Genomic DNA, 16,196 nt, shown 5'->3' with positions numbered 1-16,196 from the left:
CCTGCCGCGCACCGCCCCCTGGTCCGGAGATCACCATGCACCTGCTCACCGAGACAACGGCCCCCGACTTCGCCACCTGGAAATCGGCCTTCGACGCCGATACCGAGGACCGCGGCACCGCCGGGCTGACCCTGCTCCAGATGTGGCGCGGCGCCGACGATCCGAACGCCGTCACCTGCCTGTTCGAGGTCAATGACCGCGACCGCGCGCAGGCCTGGCTCGACAAGGAGGCCGCGCTTGGCCATGGCGTTTCGGCGCGTTTCCTGCGGACGGCCTGAGGGCGCGCCCGTGTCCTGCAATCCACCCTCCCGCGCGGATTTTTCCGCCCCGCGTCGCGCTGCGCGCCATCGTGCTATGCTGGCCCCACTCGCAACAGTGGGAGACACAAGCGATGTCCAGTGAACTGTCCATTCTCGCCCTCTACGGGCTTGTTGTGATCGTGACGATTCTGATCCAGGTTCTCGCCGCCGCAGGCCAGGTCGGGTTGGTCCCGCTGGCCGGCAACCGCGAGGGGATGGACCAGCTGCCCGGCATGGCCGGCCGGCTGGACCGGGCGCAGCACAACTCGGTGATCGCGCTGGCGCTGTTTGCGCCGGCGGTGCTGATCCTGCAGGCCAAGGGCGGCTTCTCGGCCTCGACCCTGCTGGCCGCGCAGGTCTTCCTGCTGGCCCGGATCGCCTATGTGGTGGTCTACGCGGCGGGCGTGCCCTGGGTGCGCACGCTGGTCTGGGTCGTGGCCTTCCTCGCCACGCTCTACCTCTACATCGCGGCGATGTGAGACCGGCATGGGCGTGGCACACAGACAATCTTCACCGGCCCCGACGGGCCGCGCCACGCCCGGCCAATCCCGGCAGGGGGCGCGATGACCCCCGAAGTGACCGTTCTCGCCCTCGCCGGCCTGCTGCAGGTCGCGCAGTTCCTCCTCTACTCGGTGCTCGCCAACCGCCAGGTCGGCAGCCGCTATGCCCTCGGCCCGAGGGACGAACCGCGCCAGCTCACCGGCTTTGCAGGCCGGGCGCAGCGCGCGCTCAGCAACCATTTCGAGGGGCTGGTGCTCTTCACCATCGCCGTCGTGGTCGTCACGCTCGGCGGCCAGTCCACCGCCTTCACCGCCGCCTGCGCCTGGGTTTACCTCGTAGCGCGGCTGCTCTACGTTCCGGCCTATCTGTTCGCGCTCTCGCCCTGGCGCTCCGTCGTCTGGAGTGTCGGCCTCGCGGCGACGGTGCTGATGCTGCTGGCGGCGCTGACCTGATGCTTCTTCTCTTTCCAAATACCTCCGGGGGGAGTCGCCCGCAGGGCGGCGGGGGGCAGCGCCCCCCTCCCCGGCCAATCAGAGGACTATGACCCATGGCAAACTATGACGTGATCATCATCGGCGCCGGCCCCGGCGGCTATGTCTGCGCGATCCGCTGCGCGCAGCTGGGGCTGAAGACCGCCTGCGTGGAAGGGCGCGAGACGCTGGGCGGCACCTGCCTGAACGTCGGCTGCATTCCGTCGAAGGCACTGCTGCACGCCAGCCACATGCTGCACGAGGCCGAGCACAACTTTGCCGCCATGGGCCTCAAGGGCAAGGCGCCCAGCGTCGACTGGCCGCAGATGCTGGCCTACAAGGACGAGACCATCGGCACCAATACCAAGGGCATCGAGTTCCTGTTCAAGAAGAACAAGGTCGACTGGATCAAGGGCTGGGCCTCGATCCCCGCGGCCGGCAAGGTCAAGGTCGGCGAGGAGGTGCATGAAGCCAAGGCGATCATCATCGCCTCGGGCTCGGAACCGGCCTCGTTGCCGGGGGTCGAGGTCGACGAGAAGACCGTCGTGACCTCGACCGGCGCGCTGGCGCTGGCGAAGGTGCCGAAGTCGATGGTGGTGATCGGCGCGGGCGTGATCGGGCTGGAGCTGGGCAGCGTCTATGCCCGTCTCGGCGCCGAGGTGACGGTGGTCGAATATCTCGACGCGATCACGCCGGGCATGGATGGCGAGGTGCAGAAGACCTTCCAGCGGATCCTCAAGAAGCAGGGCCTGAACTTCGTCATGGGCGCGGCGGTGCAGAAGACCGAGGTGAACCGCGGCAAGGCCAAGGTGACCTACAAGCTGAAGAAGGACGACAGCGAGCATGTGCTCGAGGCCGAAACCGTCCTCGTCGCCACCGGGCGCAAGCCCTACACGCAGGGCCTCGGCCTCGACGCCCTGGGCATCGAGATGACCAAGCGCGGCCAGATCGCCGTTGGCAAGGACTGGCAGACCAGCGTCAAGGGCATCTACGCCATCGGTGACGTGATCGAGGGGCCGATGCTGGCCCACAAGGCCGAGGACGAGGGCATGGCGGTGGCCGAGCAGGTCGCCGGCAAGCATGGCCACGTCAACTATGGCGTTATCCCCGGCGTGATCTACACCACACCCGAGGTGGCGACCGTGGGCGCGACCGAGGATTCGCTGAAGGCGGCGGGCGTTGCCTACAAGGTGGGCAAGTTCTCGTTCATGGGCAATGCGCGGGCCAAGGCGGTGTTCCAGGGCGAGGGCTTCGTCAAGCTGCTGGCCGACAAGGAAACCGACCGGGTTCTGGGCTGCCACATCATCGGGCCCGGCGCGGGCGACCTGATCCACGAGATCTGCGTGGCGATGGAGTTCGGCGCCTCGGCCGAGGACGTGGCGCTGACCTGCCACGCGCACCCGACCTTCTCGGAAGCCGTGCGCGAGGCGGCGCTGGCCTGCGGCGACGGCCCGATCCACAGCTGATGGAAGGCTTCGACCTCGGGGGGTGGCTGGCCCGCACGGGCGCCGTCCGCGCGGCGCCTTCTCCTGCCGCGCTGGCCGCGCTGCAGGAGGCGCAGATGCGGGCCATTCCCTTCGAGACCTTCGATCCCTTCCTGGGCACGACGCCGGACCTCTCGGGTCCGGCGATCTTCGACAAGACCGTCACGCGGCGGCGGGGCGGCTATTGCTTCGAACTGAACGGCCTGTTCGGCGCGGCGCTGGTCGCGCTTGGCTATGATGTCCGCCGCGCGCTGGGGCGCGTGCGGAACGGCGCGGCACAGGGCGGCGCGCGGTCGCACCTGGCCTTGCAGGTGACGCTGGGCGGCATCCGCTACCTGGCCGATGCGGGTTTTGGCGGGCATACGCCGCTGGTCCCGCTGGAGATCGACCGGGACGGCGAACAGAAGGCGCCGAACGGTCTTTACCGCATCACCGAAGACCCGGTCAGCGGCGAAAAGGTGGTGGAGCGGCGGACCGGCGGGGAGTGGACTTCGCTTTACGGTTTCGACGATGCCTGGGTCGGCGAGACCGAACTTGCGGCGGCGAACTGGCTTTGCGCCAACTGGCCGATGACCGTCTTTCCCAACCACCTCATGCTGGCCGGCCATGACGGCGACACGCGCATCGGCGTTTTCGACCGAACCGTGACGCTGACCGGGCCGCAGGGCCAGACCCGCGAGGATCTGGCCGACCATGCCGCCTTCAGCGCGCTTGTGCGCGGCCGGCTGGGCCTGGATATCCCGGATGACCTGCTGGACCGCGCCTGGGCGCGGATCGCAGCGGCCTGATCACCACATCGTGGCGGCGGCGCGTCCGGGCCAGGCCTGGTCGTAGGCTTCGCCGTCGATGCCGCCTTCGGTCAACTCGGACAGGATCCGGCCCACGGAAGGCAGGTCCTCGGGCGCGCTCTGCTCGCCCCAGGTGCCGGCGCGCATGAGGGCGCGGGCGCATTGGCCGTAGATCTCGTCGATGGAGATGACGATCACGGTGATCGGCAGCCTGCCCTTCTTCTCGAAACGCTGGCGCATTGCTTCGTCGGCGGTCACCTTGGCGGTGCCGTTGACGCGGATCACGTTGGCCGAGCCCGGCACCATGAACATCAGCGAGACGCGGCCGTCGTTGACGATGTTGCGCAGCGAGTCGATGCGGTTGTTGCCGTGCCAGTCGGGCATGGCCAGCGTGCCGGGGTCGAGTTCCAGCACCACCGGGCCATCGTCGCCGCGCGGGCTGCCGTCGGTGCCATCGGGGCCGACGGTGGTCAGCATGCAGAGCCGCGAGGCCATGATCCAGTCGCGGTAGGCCGGCGTCATGCGCCGCGCCACTTTCTTTATCGCCGCTTCGGGCGGGGTGCCGTAATGCGACTCGAGCGTCGCAATGTCTTCGATGAAATCAGTCTTTGTGCTCATAACCCGCCTCGCGCATCAATGCATTTGACCGCGTCTCGATATCCGACTCCAGCCGCGACATGAAAGTGTCCTTGTCGAGCCCCGGCGGGATCGGGTCGAGGAATTCGACCACGGCGAGGCCCGGCTTGCGCAGGATGCCCTTGCGCGGCCAGAACAGGCCCACGTTGGTCGCCGCCGGGTGGCAGGTTTCGCCGAGTTCCTTGTAGAGGATCGCGGTGCCGACCTTGTAGGGCTTGGAAACGCCGGGCGCGACCCGCGTGCCCTGGGGATAGATCACCAACTGGCCCGGATCGGCGAATTCGGCGGCGACGTCCTTGACCATCTTGGCGATGGCCGAGCCGCGCTTGTTTCGGTCGACCGGCACGCAGCCAACGCGCTTGGCGTAGAGGCCGATGATAGGGGTCCAGAGCAGCTCGCGCTTCATGATGAACTTGGCGCGGGGCACCGCCTGAAAGATCAGCAGGATGTCGAGGAACGACTGGTGCTTGGCGGCGATGATCACCTCGCCGGTGGGGATCGGGCCGCGGACCTCGGTGCGCAGGCCCACCATCCAGCGGGCGGTCCAGCGGGTGAAGGCGCAGAAGCTGTTGCAGGCCATGAAGGCCGCTTCGCGCGTGAAGAGTGCGAAGGGGGCGAAGACCAGCCCCAGCACCAGCATCGCGAAATAGATCATGACGATGAAGATCAGCGACCGGATCCACTGGATTGCATAGGCCATCAGCTCAACTCTCCAAGGCGGCGCCGCGCCGCGAACAGGGTGGCGGCGAAAGCCACCAGTGCGCCGAGGGGCGGGATCACCAGCGGCAGCAGCCAGCCCGCGCCCTGGAAGCCGAGCCCGGTGAGGAAGCCGCCCTCGTCCGACGCTTCGGGCAACAATGCCACGCCAATCATGCCCGTCGCAACGCCGACGCCGGCCCCGATGAGCGCGCGCAGGGTAAAGCGGCGCACGAAGGCCTGGGCGATATAGCCGTCGCGCGCACCGACAAGGCGCAGCACCTCGATCACCTGCTGGTTGGCGGCCAGCGCGGCATTGGCGGCGAGCGTGATCATCGCCGCCGTCGCGCCGCCGATCAGCAGAACCGAGATCAGCGCCAGCCGGCGCAGGCTGTTGGCGGCATCGACCAGCGGGCGGCGCCAGCGACCGTGATCGTCGAGCACCGCGCCGGGCACCTCGGCCGAGAGCCGCAGGCGCAGGCCGGCGGCGTCATAGCCGGTGTCGTCCTCGATCACCTCGATCAGCTGCGGCACCGGCAGCGACTCGAGCGGGAGATCGGCGCCGAACCAGGGCGCGAGCAGGGCGGCCTGCTCCTCCATGCTGAGCGCGCGGGCGCTGGCGACGCCGGGGGTCTGCTGGAGGATCGCCAGCGCGGCTTTGGTCTGCTCGGTGCGCTGGTCGGCCGGGGCGTTGATGCGCAGCGTGGCGCTGCGGGCCAGTTCCTCGGCCCAGCGGTCGGCCAGACGGCCCGAGGCGGTCGAGAGCGCCAGGGCGAAGACGGCCAGGAAGGCCATCGCGCCGGCGGCAAACAGCGTGAGATGCGCGGTGAAGCCCGAGGGCGGCACCACGCGGGCGGCCTGCGGATCGCCCAGCAGCAGGTTCCGGATACGCCCCGCGTTCACAGGTCAGCCCCCGCCAGTTGCAGCTTGTGGTTGGAGATGCGCAGCACCCGCGCCTGCACCTGGCTCTTGGCGGCGCGGATCAGCGCGAGGTCGTGGGTGGCGATCAGCACCGCCCTGCCCATGCGGTTGAGCTCGATCAGCAGGTGCAGCAGGCGCTGCGACATTTCCCAGTCGACGTTGCCGGTGGGCTCGTCGGCGATGATGACGTCGGGCGACATGATGACCGCGCGGGCCAGCGCAGCGCGCTGGCGTTCGCCGCCCGAAAGCTCTGGCGGCAGCGCGTCGAAACGGCCGGCCAGGCCGACCCATTGCATCAGCTCGGTCAGGTTTCCGGCCTCGTCGGCAAGGTTGTGGCCTGAGACGGTGAGCGGCAGGGCGATGTTGTCGGCCAGGGGCAGGTGGTCGAGAAAGCGGCAGTCCTGGTGCACCACCCCGATGCGGCGGCGCATCAGCGCCATCTGGTCGCGGTCGAGCGCGCGCAGGTCGGTGTTGAACAGCGTCGCCCGGCCCCGCGTCGGCAACAGCGCGCCATAGCAGAGCTTGAGCAGCGTGGTCTTGCCCGAGCCGGAGGGCCCGGTCAGGAAATGGAACGAGCCCGGGCTCAGCTTGACGCTGACGTCGCTCAGCAGATCGCCGCCGCCGTAGCTGTAGCCCACATTTTCGAGAGTGATCACGCCTGCACCTGCTTTCGCCGACCTTTTGCCCAAGATCGCCGGCCGGTTCAACGCGCATTTGCAACGGCGCTTTCTTCGGTTAAGCGAACGGGCAATTGTCACTAGGCGCGCGGCGCGCATTTGCTTAAGGTGTGCGGAAAAATTTCGCGCAGGCAGATATTAGTAGCAGGAGCAATCGATGCGGATTACTTGCCCGAACTGCGGAGCGCAGTACGAGGTACCCGACGAAGTGATCCCGACCGAGGGGCGGGATGTGCAATGCTCGAACTGCGGTGACACCTGGTTCCAGACGCATCCCGACTTTGCGCAGGATCCCGAACCCGAGGTGATCGCCCCGCCCGCTCCGCCGCCGCAACCGACCCGGCCGCAACCGACCCGGCCGCAGCCGCGCGCCGAGCAGCAACCGCCGCAGCCGCGTCCGCGCCAGATGGACCCCGGCGTTGCCGATATCCTGCGCGAGGAGGCCGAGCACGAGAGCCGCCTGCGCGCGCGCGAAAGCACGACGCTGGAAAGCCAGGGCGACCTCGGGCTCGACTCTCTGCCGCCCTCGGACCCGGCCGCCAATGCCCGCGAGGCGCGCGAGCGCATGGCCCGCCGCCGGGGCGAAACACCCGTTGCGCATGAACGGCCGCGCAGCCGCCTGCTGCCGGACGTGGAAGAGATCAGCTCGACGCTGAACGCCGGGGACAAGGCCGAGGCCACGCCGCCGCCGCAGCAATCGGCGGTGGGGTTCCCGGTCGAGCAGCCTCCGAAGCGTCGCGGTTTTGCGCGTGGCTTTGCCCTGGTGCTGCTGCTCGCCGTGGTCCTTGTGGTGGCCTATACCCAGGCCGACCAGTTCGCCGAGTCCGTTCCCGCCGCGGCCCCCGCGCTGGAGAGCTATGTCGCGGCGGTCGACGGTCTGCGGCTGTGGGTCGACACCAAGCTGGGTGCCTATATCCCGCGCTGAGCGTCAGGCGACCGAGGTCGTCACCGCGACATTGCCCTTGATGGCGTTCGAATAGGGGCAGATCTCGTGCCCGGCGTCGGCGATCTTCTGAACCTCGGCCTTGTCGAGGCCGGGCATGGTCACTTCGATATCGACCTTGATGCCGAAACCCTTGTCGGAACGCGGGCCGATGCCGACCTTGGCGGTCACGGTGGTGTCGGCGGGCACCTTGGCCAGCGACTTGTCCTGCGTGGTCGCGAATTTCATCGCGCCGAGGTAGCAGGCGGCATAGCCGGCGGCGAAGAGCTGTTCGGGGTTGTTGCCCTCGCCCTTGCCGCCCATCTCGACTGGCACGCCGAGCTTGACGTCGAGCGAACCGTCATGGGTTTTCGACCGGCCGTCTCGGCCCCCGGTGGCAGTGGCGGCGGTGGTGTAGACTGGGGTGATTGTCATTTTGACCTCCAATTAGATCGTGCGCGATTCAATCGTGAGCGATCACATAGCCCGAGTCGGGACCGGTTTCAATCCCTTGCGATCAAGTCGTGCGCGATCTATATTTCCGCCATGACCCAGCCCATGCAAATCTCCGACATGCTCTGCTTCTCGCTCTACTCGGCGAGCCATGCGATGACGCATCTCTACCGCCCGCTGCTGGCGCCGCTGGGGCTGACTTATCCGCAGTACCTGGTGCTGGTGGCGCTCTGGGCCGAGGACGGCCAGAACCTGCGGCAGCTGGGCGCGACGCTGGAACTGGAGTCGAACACGCTGACCCCCCTGCTCAAGCGGATGGAGGAGGCGGGGCTCATCACCCGCACCCGCTCGCGCGAGGACGAGCGGATGGTGCTGGTGTCGCTGACCGAGAAGGGCCGCGCCCTGCAGGCGGATTCAGAGCGCATCACGCGCTGCGTGCTGGAGGCCTCGGGGTTGTCGATCCCCGAGGTGATCGAGCTGCGCCGCAAGATCACCGCACTGAAACAGGCCCTAAGCAGTTTCGCAGAGCCTGTTGCGGGCTGAACGCCGTCACCAAAACTTCGCGCTGCCGTTACCGAAACGAACCGCAGATTTCACATAACTGCGGTTGAAGGCCCCTGTTCACTCCTGCCCGCTCTCCGGGCCAGCACAGGGATCTGCCAGATGACCAAACTTCTCCGCCCCACGCGCCGCGCCATCCTGGCCGGCGGCACAGCATTCGCGGCCAGCCTCGCCATGCCCAGCCTCAGCCGCGCCTCGGCCCGGCCGGTCTTCACCCACGGCGTGCAGTCGGGCGATGTCGACACCACCTCGGGCATGATCTGGACCCGCACCGACCGCCCGGCCCGCGTGATGATGGAAGTCTCGACCACCGAGAGCTTTGCCGACGCCCGCAAGCTGGCCGCGCTCGACGCGCTGCCGGACAGCGATTTCGCGGTCAAGCGCCTGATCGAGGGGCTGCCCTCGGACCAGGACATCTTTTACCGCTTCACCGCCGCCGACCTGTCGGACATCAACGCCGTCTCCGAGCCGCTGGTCGGCCAGTTCCGCACCGCGCCGATGTCGCGCCGTGACATCCGCTTCGCCTGGTCGGGCGACACCGCCGGCCAGGGCTGGGGCATCGACGACGAGGGGATGCGCACCTATGCCACCATGGCGCAGCATCGCCCCGACTTCTTCCTGCATTCGGGCGATACGATCTATGCCGACGGCCCGATGAAGGACACGGTCGAGAAGGACGGCCAGCTGATCTGGAAGAACGCCGTGCTGATCGACGAGAAGCGCAAGGTTGCCGAGACGCTGGACGAATACCGCGGCCAGTGGAAATACAACATGATGGACGAGCATGTGCGCGCGCTGAACGCGGTCTGCCCGACCTTCTTCCAGTGGGACGACCATGAGGTGGTCAACAACTGGTCGGCCTCGAAGGATCTGAGCGCCGACGACCGCTATACCGAGAAGAACGTCGGTCTGCTGGCCGCCCGCGCGGGCCGCGCCTTCCACGAGATGACGCCGATCCGCTATACCCCGGCGGAGCCGGGCCGGGTATATCGCAAGATCGCCTATGGGCCGATGCTCGACATCTTCTTCCTCGACATGCGCAGCTATCGCGGCGCCAATACCGACACCCCGCAGTCGGAGCTTTCGGATGCCGCGCGCATCCTCGGCGCGGAACAGGTGGCCTGGCTCAAGCGCGAGCTGGCGCAGTCGAAGGCGACCTGGAAGGTGATCGCCTCGGACATGCCGCTGGGGCTGGTGGTGCCGGATGGCGAAAAGATCGAAGGGGTGGCCGACCGTGGCACCGGCGCGCCGGGCGGCCGCGAGATCGAGATCGCGGAACTGCTGCGCTTCATCAAGTCGGCACGGATCCTGAACACGGTCTGGCTGACCGCCGACGTCCACTATACCGCCGCGCATTACTACGACCCTAACAAGGCGAAGTTCCAGGATTTCGAGCCGTTCTGGGAATTTGTCTCGGGCCCGCTGCATGCCGGTACCTTCGGCCCGAACGACCTTGACCCGACCTTCGGACCCGAGCTGAAGTTCATCAAGGCGCCGGAGGCCGGACAGGCCAACCTGCCGCCCTCGGCTGGCCTGCAGTTCTTCGGGCTGGTCGATATCGACGGCGCCACGCAGCAGATGAAGGTGCGCCTGATGGACCGCGGCAATGCCGAGCTGTGGTCGGTGACGCTCGACCCGGTGACGGCCTCGATCTGACCCCACCTTCGGGACAAGGACGCGCCGGTGCGGAAAGCGCCGGCGCGTCTGTTTTCAGGACAGCGCGCGGCGCAGCGCCGGAAGGCGCGCGACCACCAGCTGGTCGAAGGCCAGCACCGCCAGCAGCGTCACCCCGGCCAGGGGGAAGGCCAGCGCGACGGCCAGGCCGACCAGCGCCGCGGCGGGCCAGCGCGGCATGTCACGCGGCAGCGGCGGCGCGGCCAGCCGCAGGGTCCCGGCGGGGCGGCGCAGCCACCACATGACCACGCCGCTGAGGCAGAGGAAGATCACCGAGAGGCAGAAGAGCGTGTTCAGAGCCACATTCCACGCGCCGAGGTCGCCCTCGTGGAAGGCGACGCCCACCGCCATGCCCTTGCCCCAGACCGAGTAATCGGCAAAGCGCACGTCGGCCAGGACATGGCCGGTGAAACGGTCGAGATGCAGGGTGTGGTCGCTGGTGGGATCGGCGCTGTCATTGCTCATCGAGTCGCGCGAGAGGGTCCAGACGCCGGCATCGCCCGACGGCAGGTTGAGTTGGAAGCGGCCGTCGAACCCGATGGAGCGGGCGAAGGCGACCACCGTGTCGAGGGTAATCGGCGCGCCCTCGGGCAGGCCCTTCGCACCGGCCTGCGAGCCGGAGGCGGGCATCGGGGTCTGTTCCAGCGCCCAGGGCACCTCCTTGGCCGCGCCGTGGTTCATGCCGGCGTGAACAGAGTCTGACAAGGGCACATTGTCCCATTTCTCGGCCGGGAAGCTGCTCCAGGCCTGGACGAACTTCTCGCCCCAGATGCCGGCCCAGGACAGGCCCGAGACCAGGAAGACCGCGAGCAGCAGGGCGGTCCAGGCGCCGACCGTGGCATGCAGGCGTTTCCACAGGGCGCGGCCTCTTGCCTTGCCCACACGTGGTTCGCGCGGCCACCAGAGGTAGAGGCCGGTGGCGAGCAGGACCATCGCCAGCGAGGCGGCGATCTCGATCATCCGGTCGCCGGTTACGCCGAGCAGCAGGGTGCCGTGGATCTCGTTGGCGAGGTCGTAGAGGCCGGCGCGGCGGGAGAATGTCGCCAGCACCTCGGCGCGGTAGGGGTCGACGGCGACCATATGCGCCGCGCCCTCGGCATCGACGCGGAAGATCGCGGCGAGGTCGGGCGCGCGGGGGGCGATGTATTGCACCAGCGCGCCGCCGGGGACCGCAGCCAGCGCGGCCTCGGCCTGGACCGAGACCGCCTGCGGCGCGCCCAGGGGCGCCACCGCGACCCATTCGCCGTCGCGACCGGAGAGTGCGCTGGTCCAGAGCATGATCAGGCCGGTGGTGGCGAGCATGAGCAGGAAGGGGATGACATAGAGACCGGCATAGAAATGCCAGCGCCATGCCGCGAAATAGAAGCTTTGGCCGCGCGCGGCCTGATCCGGCGCGCCGGACGCGTTGATAGAGACCATTGGGTCGTCCTCTGAACAGGGTCTAAATGGGGGTTTAGAGCTCAGAGATGGCCGGGCGGACCGCGCGCGCCGGGAGAGGAGGCATCGCGCCGGGGGACCAGCGCGCGGCGGGCGGGCGCGGGTTCGGCGGCGGCGAAGGTAACGGGGCGCGCCTCTGGCGCCGGCAGGTCGCCGAGCAGTGCGGCCGCGCCGTGGACCAGCGCCCAGTCGCAGAAGGCGGCCGCGCTGTCATCGGGCGCGCCGTCGGGGTCGGTGGTGAGAACCTGCGGGCCATAGGCCGTGCAGATCACCAGCTCGGCGCCGCCCGAGGCGAAGGCCGGCATGACGCCGGGCGCGAAGAGCGCGGCCAGCAGGACATGCAGGCCCACGACCCAGCCAAGGGCCTGTCTCCATGTCAGCCGGTGTGCCGCGCGCCGTGTCATGTGGGCTACTTCCCACGGTGCGGCGGAGCGCGCCAGAGCTTTCGAGACCTCAGAAGTCGATCCCGCGCTGCGCCTTTATGCCGGCCTTGATCGGGTGCTTGATCTCGGTCATCTCGGTGACGAGGTCGGCATAGTCGCAGATCTCGGGCTTGGCGTCGCGCCCGGTCAGGATCACCGCGGTGCGCTTGTGCCGGGCGTCGAGGCCGGCCAGTACCTCGGTCACCGAGAGATAGTCGTAGCGCATGGCGATGTTGATTTCGTCGAGCACGACGAGGTCGAAGTCGCCGCTTTCCATCATCTCGCGCGCCTTGGCGAAGGCGGCCTGCGCCGCGGCGATGTCGCGCGCGCGGTCCTGCGTGTCCCAGGTGAAGCCTTCGCCCATCGAGTGCCAGGCCACGCCCAGATCCTCGAAGAAGCGCCGTTCGCCCGTGACCCACTTGCCCTTGATGAACTGCACCACGCCGACCGACTGCTTCCAGCCCAGCGCGCGGGCCAGCACGCCGAAGGCCGAGGAGGTCTTGCCCTTGCCCTTGCCGGTGTGCACCAGCACCAGCCCGCGCTCGGGGTCGCGCAGCTCGGCCTTGCGGGCGGCCTTGTCGGCCTGAACGGCCTGCATCTTGGTCTTGTGATCGTCACTCATGTTGCAATTCCCCCTTTGCAGAGCCTGTTTCAGGTCTTCGGCTGACCCGCTGCGCGGGCGCGCTGGCGTTCGATCCCCAGCTGGCGTTCGCGCAGGATCACCACCACGTTGCCCAGGATCACCAGCGCCGCACCTGAGAGCATCACCAGCGTCGGCAGCTCGGAGAACCAGAAATACCCGAGGATGATGGCGAAGATCATCGAGCTGTAATCGTAGGAGGCCAGCATCGACGCCGGCCCGTAGCGATAGGATGAGGTCATTAGCGCCTGCCCCACCCCGCCGATCAACCCCGCGCCGACGAGCAGCGCCAGCATCTCTCCCGAGGGCATGACCCAGCCGAAGGGCACCGTCAGCAGGGCCAGCAGGCTGGCCGAGACCGAGAAGTAGAAGACCACCGCCGCCGGATGCTCGGTCTGCACCAGCTGGCGGATGTGGATCTGCACCATGGCCCCCATCAGCGCCGACCCCAGCGCCAGCATCGCGCCGAGGGTCGCCCCCTCTTCCGAGGGGCCGCCGCCGGCGATGCGCGGCCAGAGCATGATGAGCACGCCGACCAGCCCCAGCACCACCGCCGAGATCCGGATCAGGCGGATGCGCTCGCCCAGCATCAGCGCCGAGAGGATCAGGGTGAAGATCGGCATGGCATAGCCGATGGCGGTGACCTCGGGCAGCGGCAGGATCGAGACCGCGCCGAAGTTGAGCCCCATTGCCGCCGTGCCGAGCGCGCCGCGCAGGAAGTGGCCGCGGATGTTGTGGGTGACCAGCCCGCTGCGCAATTCTCCCCGCTTTACCAGCCACAGAAGGATCACCGGGATCGCGAAGAGCGAGCGGAAGAAGACCGCCTCGCCGGGCGGCACTTCGGCGGTGGCCGCCTTGACCATGGCGAACATGCAGGTCAGCAGCGCGACCGCGCTGAGCTTCAGCGCGATGGCAAGGCCGGGGCGGTGGGGAGTGAGGGTATCAGGCATTGCGCGGACCCTGCTCTGCTGCGTCGGAAAGATCAACGGCACGGGTTGATTTTTTACCGTGCCGCCGGGCAGATAGGGGCGTTCTTCCGGAGGGGCCGCGATGTATGACCAAAACCACCTGATCCATGCTTTGCGCGCGGCCAGCGCCGGGCGTGACGGCGACACCTTTGCCCGCCTGCCCGGCGGCGAAACGGTGAGCTTCGGCGCGTTGTTTGCCGGGGCCGAGCGGATGGCGGCGGCGCTGGTCGCGCTGGGTGTCGTGCCCGGTGACCGGGTGGCGGTGCAGGTGGGCAAGACCATCGAGGCGATCCAGCTCTACCTCGGGACGGTGATGGCCGGCGGAATCTTCCTGCCGCTGAACACCGCCTATACCGCTGCCGAGATCGGCTATTTCATCGGCGATGCGACCCCGCGCGTGGTGGTCTGCGACCCCAAGCGGCTGGCCGAGACCGAAGCGATCGCCGGCGCGGCGCGGGTGATGACGCTGGATGCGGCGGGCCGGGGCAGCCTGCGCGAGCTGGCCGATGCGCAGGGCGGATTCGACCCTGTGCAGAGGGATTCGGGCGATCTGGCGGCGATCCTCTATACCTCGGGCACCACCGGGCGGTCGAAGGGGGCGATGCTGAGCCATGCCAACCTCGCGTCGAACTCGCAGGTGTTGCGCGACCACTGGCGGTTTACGGAGGAGGACGTGCTGATCCACGCGCTGCCGATCTTCCACACCCACGGGCTGTTCGTCGCCACCAATATCGCGCTGCTGGCCGGCTGCCAGGTGGTTTTCCTGGCCGGTTTCGACCCGGATGCGATCGTGGAGGCGATGCCCGAGGCCACCGCGCTGATGGGGGTGCCGACCTTCTATACTCGCCTGCTGGCCGATGACCGCCTGACCCGCGAGCGCGCCGCCAACATGCGGCTCTTCGTCTCCGGTTCGGCGCCGCTGCTGGTGGACACCCACGAGCAGTGGGAGGCGCGCACCGGGCACCGCATCCTGGAACGCTACGGGATGACCGAGACCAACATGAGCACCTCGAACCCCTATGACGGCGAACGCCGCGCCGGGACCGTGGGCTTTGCCCTGCCCGGCGTCGAGGTGCGCATCATGGAGAACGGCGCCGAGGTTGCGCCGGGCGAGATCGGGGTGCTGGAGGTGCGCGGGCCCAACGTCTTCCAGGGCTATTGGCAGATGCCGGAGAAGACCGCGGAAGAGCTGCGCCCGGATGGCTGGTTCATCACCGGCGACCTCGCGCGGCAGGCTGCGGATGGCTATTACATCATCGTCGGGCGGCAGAAGGACCTGGTGATCACCGGCGGCTTCAACGTCTACCCGAAGGAGCTGGAGAGCCTGATCGACGAGATGCCCGGCGTGCTGGAAAGCGCGGTGATCGGGGTGCCGCATCCCGATTTCGGCGAGGCTGTGGTGGCCGTGGTGGTGCCGAGCGCGCCGGGACTGGAGGCCGAGACGATCTCGGGCGCGCTGTCGGGCGTGCTGGCGAAGTTCAAGCAGCCCAAGCGGGTGATCCTGGTGGACGAGCTGCCGAGGAACACCATGGGCAAGGTGCAGAAGAAGGCTCTGCGCGAGGAATATGCGGGTCTGTTCACGGGGTGAGGGGGCGTTTTCCGTCGCGGAAAACGTCCGAATTCCTGCGAGGAATTCGGGACCGGCGGGGTTTTCCTCGTCGGGAAAACAGGCCGAAATCCTCGCAGGATTTCGGCGCGGTCAGGTGAGCCAGTAGAGCGCCAGGCTCAGCGTGACGAAGGCGCCCGAGGTGGCCGCGAGCTGGGCCAGCGCGGCGGCGCCTTCCAGCCCGCGTTCCTGCGCCAGCACCGCGTAGATGCCGAACATGGGCACCGCCGCCGTCAGGATTGCCGCGCGGGCCATGTCGGGTGACAGCAGCCCCGGCGCCAGCGCGCCCAGCGCCAGGATGACGCCGACCACAACCGCCGGATGCAGCAGCAGCTTGCCCGCCGCGATCTGCAGCGCCATCACCCGGTTGCCATGCATCGGCAGCCCGACCAGCGAGCCGCCGATCACCAGCAGTGCCAGCGCCGCCGAGGCATTGGCCACCATCTGCAGGAAGCGGTCGACCGGCACCGGCAGGGTCAGCTCCATCGCCGAGGCGGCCAGACCGGCGAGGATGGCGAGGATCATTGGCCGCTTGAGCAGGTCGCGCAGGATGCGGCCGATCACGGCGGCGACATGCACCTCGTCGCGCGGGCGGGTCAGGTCCAGCAGGATCAGGCAGATCGGGATCACGATGACATTCTCGACCAGCATGTTCAGCGCCAGCACCAGCCCGGCGAGGTCGGGCAGCACCAGGAGCATCACCGGATAGCCGACGAAGCCCGAGTTCGGGCAGACCGTGCCCATCACCGCCACCGCGCGGCGCGCCTTGTCGGGGGCGGTCAGGGTGAACCAGGCGAAGGAGAGCGCGATGGTGACAAGCGCGCCCACGAGGATCGTGAGGATGTAGCCGGGGTCGGCGATCTCGGTCAGCGGCCGCGCGACGATGGCGCGGAACAGCAGCGCCGGCATGGCGATGTTGACCACATATTGCCCGAGCACCCGCATGTCGGCGCGGCTGAACATGCCGCGCGCCACGATGACATAGCCCAGCGCGATGGCGGCGTAGATCGGGAAGGTGATCGAGAGGATCGCCGCCAAGAA

The 16,196-nt window shown here is 68.3% G+C and carries 19 protein-coding genes; 9 read left to right on the top strand and 10 right to left on the bottom strand.

Features of this window, described 5'->3' with window-relative positions; genetic code table 11:
• Nucleotides 1–35: 35 nt before the first annotated feature.
• From IE266_RS03775 to IE266_RS03755, 5 genes are all read left to right on the top strand, one after another.
• Entirely contained in the window at nucleotides 36–278 is a 243-nt protein-coding gene (locus IE266_RS03775; RefSeq protein WP_189678690.1) for a hypothetical protein, read from the top strand.
• Between the two features lie 113 nt (nucleotides 279–391).
• Nucleotides 392–778: an MAPEG family protein gene (locus IE266_RS03770; RefSeq protein ID WP_189678689.1), complete on the top strand. Its 387-nt coding sequence runs from the start codon at nucleotides 392–394 to the stop codon at nucleotides 776–778.
• An 84-nt stretch (nucleotides 779–862) separates the two neighbouring features.
• Complete coding sequence (locus IE266_RS03765; RefSeq protein ID WP_189678688.1) at nucleotides 863–1,252, top strand: MAPEG family protein; 390 nt, start codon at nucleotides 863–865, stop codon at nucleotides 1,250–1,252.
• Nucleotides 1,253–1,347: 95 nt separating this feature from the next.
• Nucleotides 1,348–2,736 (top strand): dihydrolipoyl dehydrogenase, encoded by a 1,389-nt coding sequence (gene lpdA / locus IE266_RS03760; RefSeq protein WP_189678687.1) that lies wholly within the window; start codon nucleotides 1,348–1,350, stop codon nucleotides 2,734–2,736.
• Nucleotides 2,736–3,542 (top strand): arylamine N-acetyltransferase family protein, encoded by an 807-nt coding sequence (locus IE266_RS03755; RefSeq protein ID WP_189678686.1) that lies wholly within the window; start codon nucleotides 2,736–2,738, stop codon nucleotides 3,540–3,542. The genes lpdA and IE266_RS03755 overlap by 1 nt, the downstream gene beginning before the upstream one ends.
• On the opposite strand, the gene IE266_RS03750 is transcribed toward IE266_RS03755, so the two are convergent.
• Genes IE266_RS03750 through IE266_RS03735 form a run of 4 tightly spaced genes read right to left on the bottom strand, consistent with a single transcriptional unit; the run spans nucleotide 3,543 to nucleotide 6,451 of the window.
• The gene (locus tag IE266_RS03750; RefSeq protein ID WP_189678685.1) at nucleotides 3,543–4,160 is read right to left on the bottom strand and encodes a pyridoxamine 5'-phosphate oxidase family protein; all 618 of its coding nucleotides are present in this window, start codon (nucleotides 4,158–4,160) and stop codon (nucleotides 3,543–3,545) included.
• Nucleotides 4,144–4,878, bottom strand: a complete 735-nt coding sequence (locus IE266_RS03745; RefSeq protein WP_189678684.1) for a lysophospholipid acyltransferase family protein — start codon at nucleotides 4,876–4,878, stop codon at nucleotides 4,144–4,146. Before IE266_RS03745 ends, IE266_RS03750 begins: the two co-directional genes overlap by 17 nt.
• Nucleotides 4,878–5,777, bottom strand: a complete 900-nt coding sequence (locus tag IE266_RS03740; RefSeq protein ID WP_189678683.1) for a cell division protein FtsX — start codon at nucleotides 5,775–5,777, stop codon at nucleotides 4,878–4,880. Before IE266_RS03740 ends, IE266_RS03745 begins: the two co-directional genes overlap by 1 nt.
• The gene (locus IE266_RS03735; RefSeq protein ID WP_189678682.1) at nucleotides 5,774–6,451 is read right to left on the bottom strand and encodes a cell division ATP-binding protein FtsE; all 678 of its coding nucleotides are present in this window, start codon (nucleotides 6,449–6,451) and stop codon (nucleotides 5,774–5,776) included. Before IE266_RS03735 ends, IE266_RS03740 begins: the two co-directional genes overlap by 4 nt.
• A gap of 178 nt (nucleotides 6,452–6,629) precedes the next feature.
• On the opposite strand from IE266_RS03735, the gene IE266_RS03730 reads away from it, so the two are divergent.
• Nucleotides 6,630–7,397 (top strand): zinc-ribbon domain-containing protein, encoded by a 768-nt coding sequence (locus IE266_RS03730; RefSeq protein WP_189678681.1) that lies wholly within the window; start codon nucleotides 6,630–6,632, stop codon nucleotides 7,395–7,397.
• A 3-nt stretch (nucleotides 7,398–7,400) separates the two neighbouring features.
• Here IE266_RS03730 and IE266_RS03725 read toward each other — a convergent pair whose 3' ends face one another.
• Nucleotides 7,401–7,829 carry an organic hydroperoxide resistance protein gene (locus IE266_RS03725; protein ID WP_189678680.1) on the bottom strand — a complete coding sequence of 143 codons (429 nt, stop codon included), beginning with the start codon at nucleotides 7,827–7,829 and terminating at the stop codon, nucleotides 7,401–7,403.
• A 123-nt stretch (nucleotides 7,830–7,952) separates the two neighbouring features.
• Here IE266_RS03725 and IE266_RS03720 point away from each other — a divergent pair, with 123 nt between their 5' ends.
• Both IE266_RS03720 and IE266_RS03715 read left to right on the top strand, forming a co-directional pair.
• Nucleotides 7,953–8,390 (top strand): MarR family winged helix-turn-helix transcriptional regulator, encoded by a 438-nt coding sequence (locus IE266_RS03720; RefSeq protein ID WP_229863876.1) that lies wholly within the window; start codon nucleotides 7,953–7,955, stop codon nucleotides 8,388–8,390.
• Nucleotides 8,391–8,510: 120 nt separating this feature from the next.
• Entirely contained in the window at nucleotides 8,511–10,064 is a 1,554-nt protein-coding gene (locus IE266_RS03715) for an alkaline phosphatase D family protein (protein ID WP_189678678.1), read from the top strand.
• A 54-nt stretch (nucleotides 10,065–10,118) separates the two neighbouring features.
• Here the strand turns inward: IE266_RS03715 and IE266_RS03710 are convergent, their stop codons facing one another.
• Genes IE266_RS03710 through IE266_RS03695 form a run of 4 tightly spaced genes read right to left on the bottom strand, consistent with a single transcriptional unit; the run spans nucleotide 10,119 to nucleotide 13,531 of the window.
• Nucleotides 10,119–11,501 carry a PepSY-associated TM helix domain-containing protein gene (locus IE266_RS03710; protein ID WP_189678677.1) on the bottom strand — a complete coding sequence of 461 codons (1,383 nt, stop codon included), beginning with the start codon at nucleotides 11,499–11,501 and terminating at the stop codon, nucleotides 10,119–10,121.
• A 41-nt stretch (nucleotides 11,502–11,542) separates the two neighbouring features.
• Nucleotides 11,543–11,923: a hypothetical protein gene (locus IE266_RS03705; RefSeq protein WP_189678676.1), complete on the bottom strand. Its 381-nt coding sequence runs from the start codon at nucleotides 11,921–11,923 to the stop codon at nucleotides 11,543–11,545.
• A gap of 49 nt (nucleotides 11,924–11,972) precedes the next feature.
• Nucleotides 11,973–12,563 (bottom strand): cob(I)yrinic acid a,c-diamide adenosyltransferase, encoded by a 591-nt coding sequence (gene cobO, locus IE266_RS03700; protein ID WP_189678675.1) that lies wholly within the window; start codon nucleotides 12,561–12,563, stop codon nucleotides 11,973–11,975.
• Between the two features lie 29 nt (nucleotides 12,564–12,592).
• Entirely contained in the window at nucleotides 12,593–13,531 is a 939-nt protein-coding gene (locus tag IE266_RS03695; RefSeq protein ID WP_189678674.1) for a DMT family transporter, read from the bottom strand.
• Nucleotides 13,532–13,631: 100 nt separating this feature from the next.
• On the opposite strand from IE266_RS03695, the gene IE266_RS03690 reads away from it, so the two are divergent.
• A complete protein-coding gene (locus tag IE266_RS03690; protein ID WP_189678673.1) occupies nucleotides 13,632–15,137 on the top strand; it encodes a malonate--CoA ligase in 1,506 nt (501 codons plus the stop codon).
• Nucleotides 15,138–15,248: 111 nt separating this feature from the next.
• On the opposite strand, the gene IE266_RS03685 is transcribed toward IE266_RS03690, so the two are convergent.
• A complete protein-coding gene (locus IE266_RS03685) occupies nucleotides 15,249–16,193 on the bottom strand; it encodes an AEC family transporter (RefSeq protein WP_189678672.1) in 945 nt (314 codons plus the stop codon).
• Nucleotides 16,194–16,196: the final 3 nt, after the last annotated feature.

Source organism: Seohaeicola zhoushanensis (assembly GCF_014656415.1).
Lineage (GTDB): Bacteria > Pseudomonadota > Alphaproteobacteria > Rhodobacterales > Rhodobacteraceae > Seohaeicola_A > Seohaeicola_A zhoushanensis.
The sequence above is the reverse complement of the archived record's forward strand: the minus strand, read 5'-3'. Positions and strand labels throughout refer to the sequence as shown.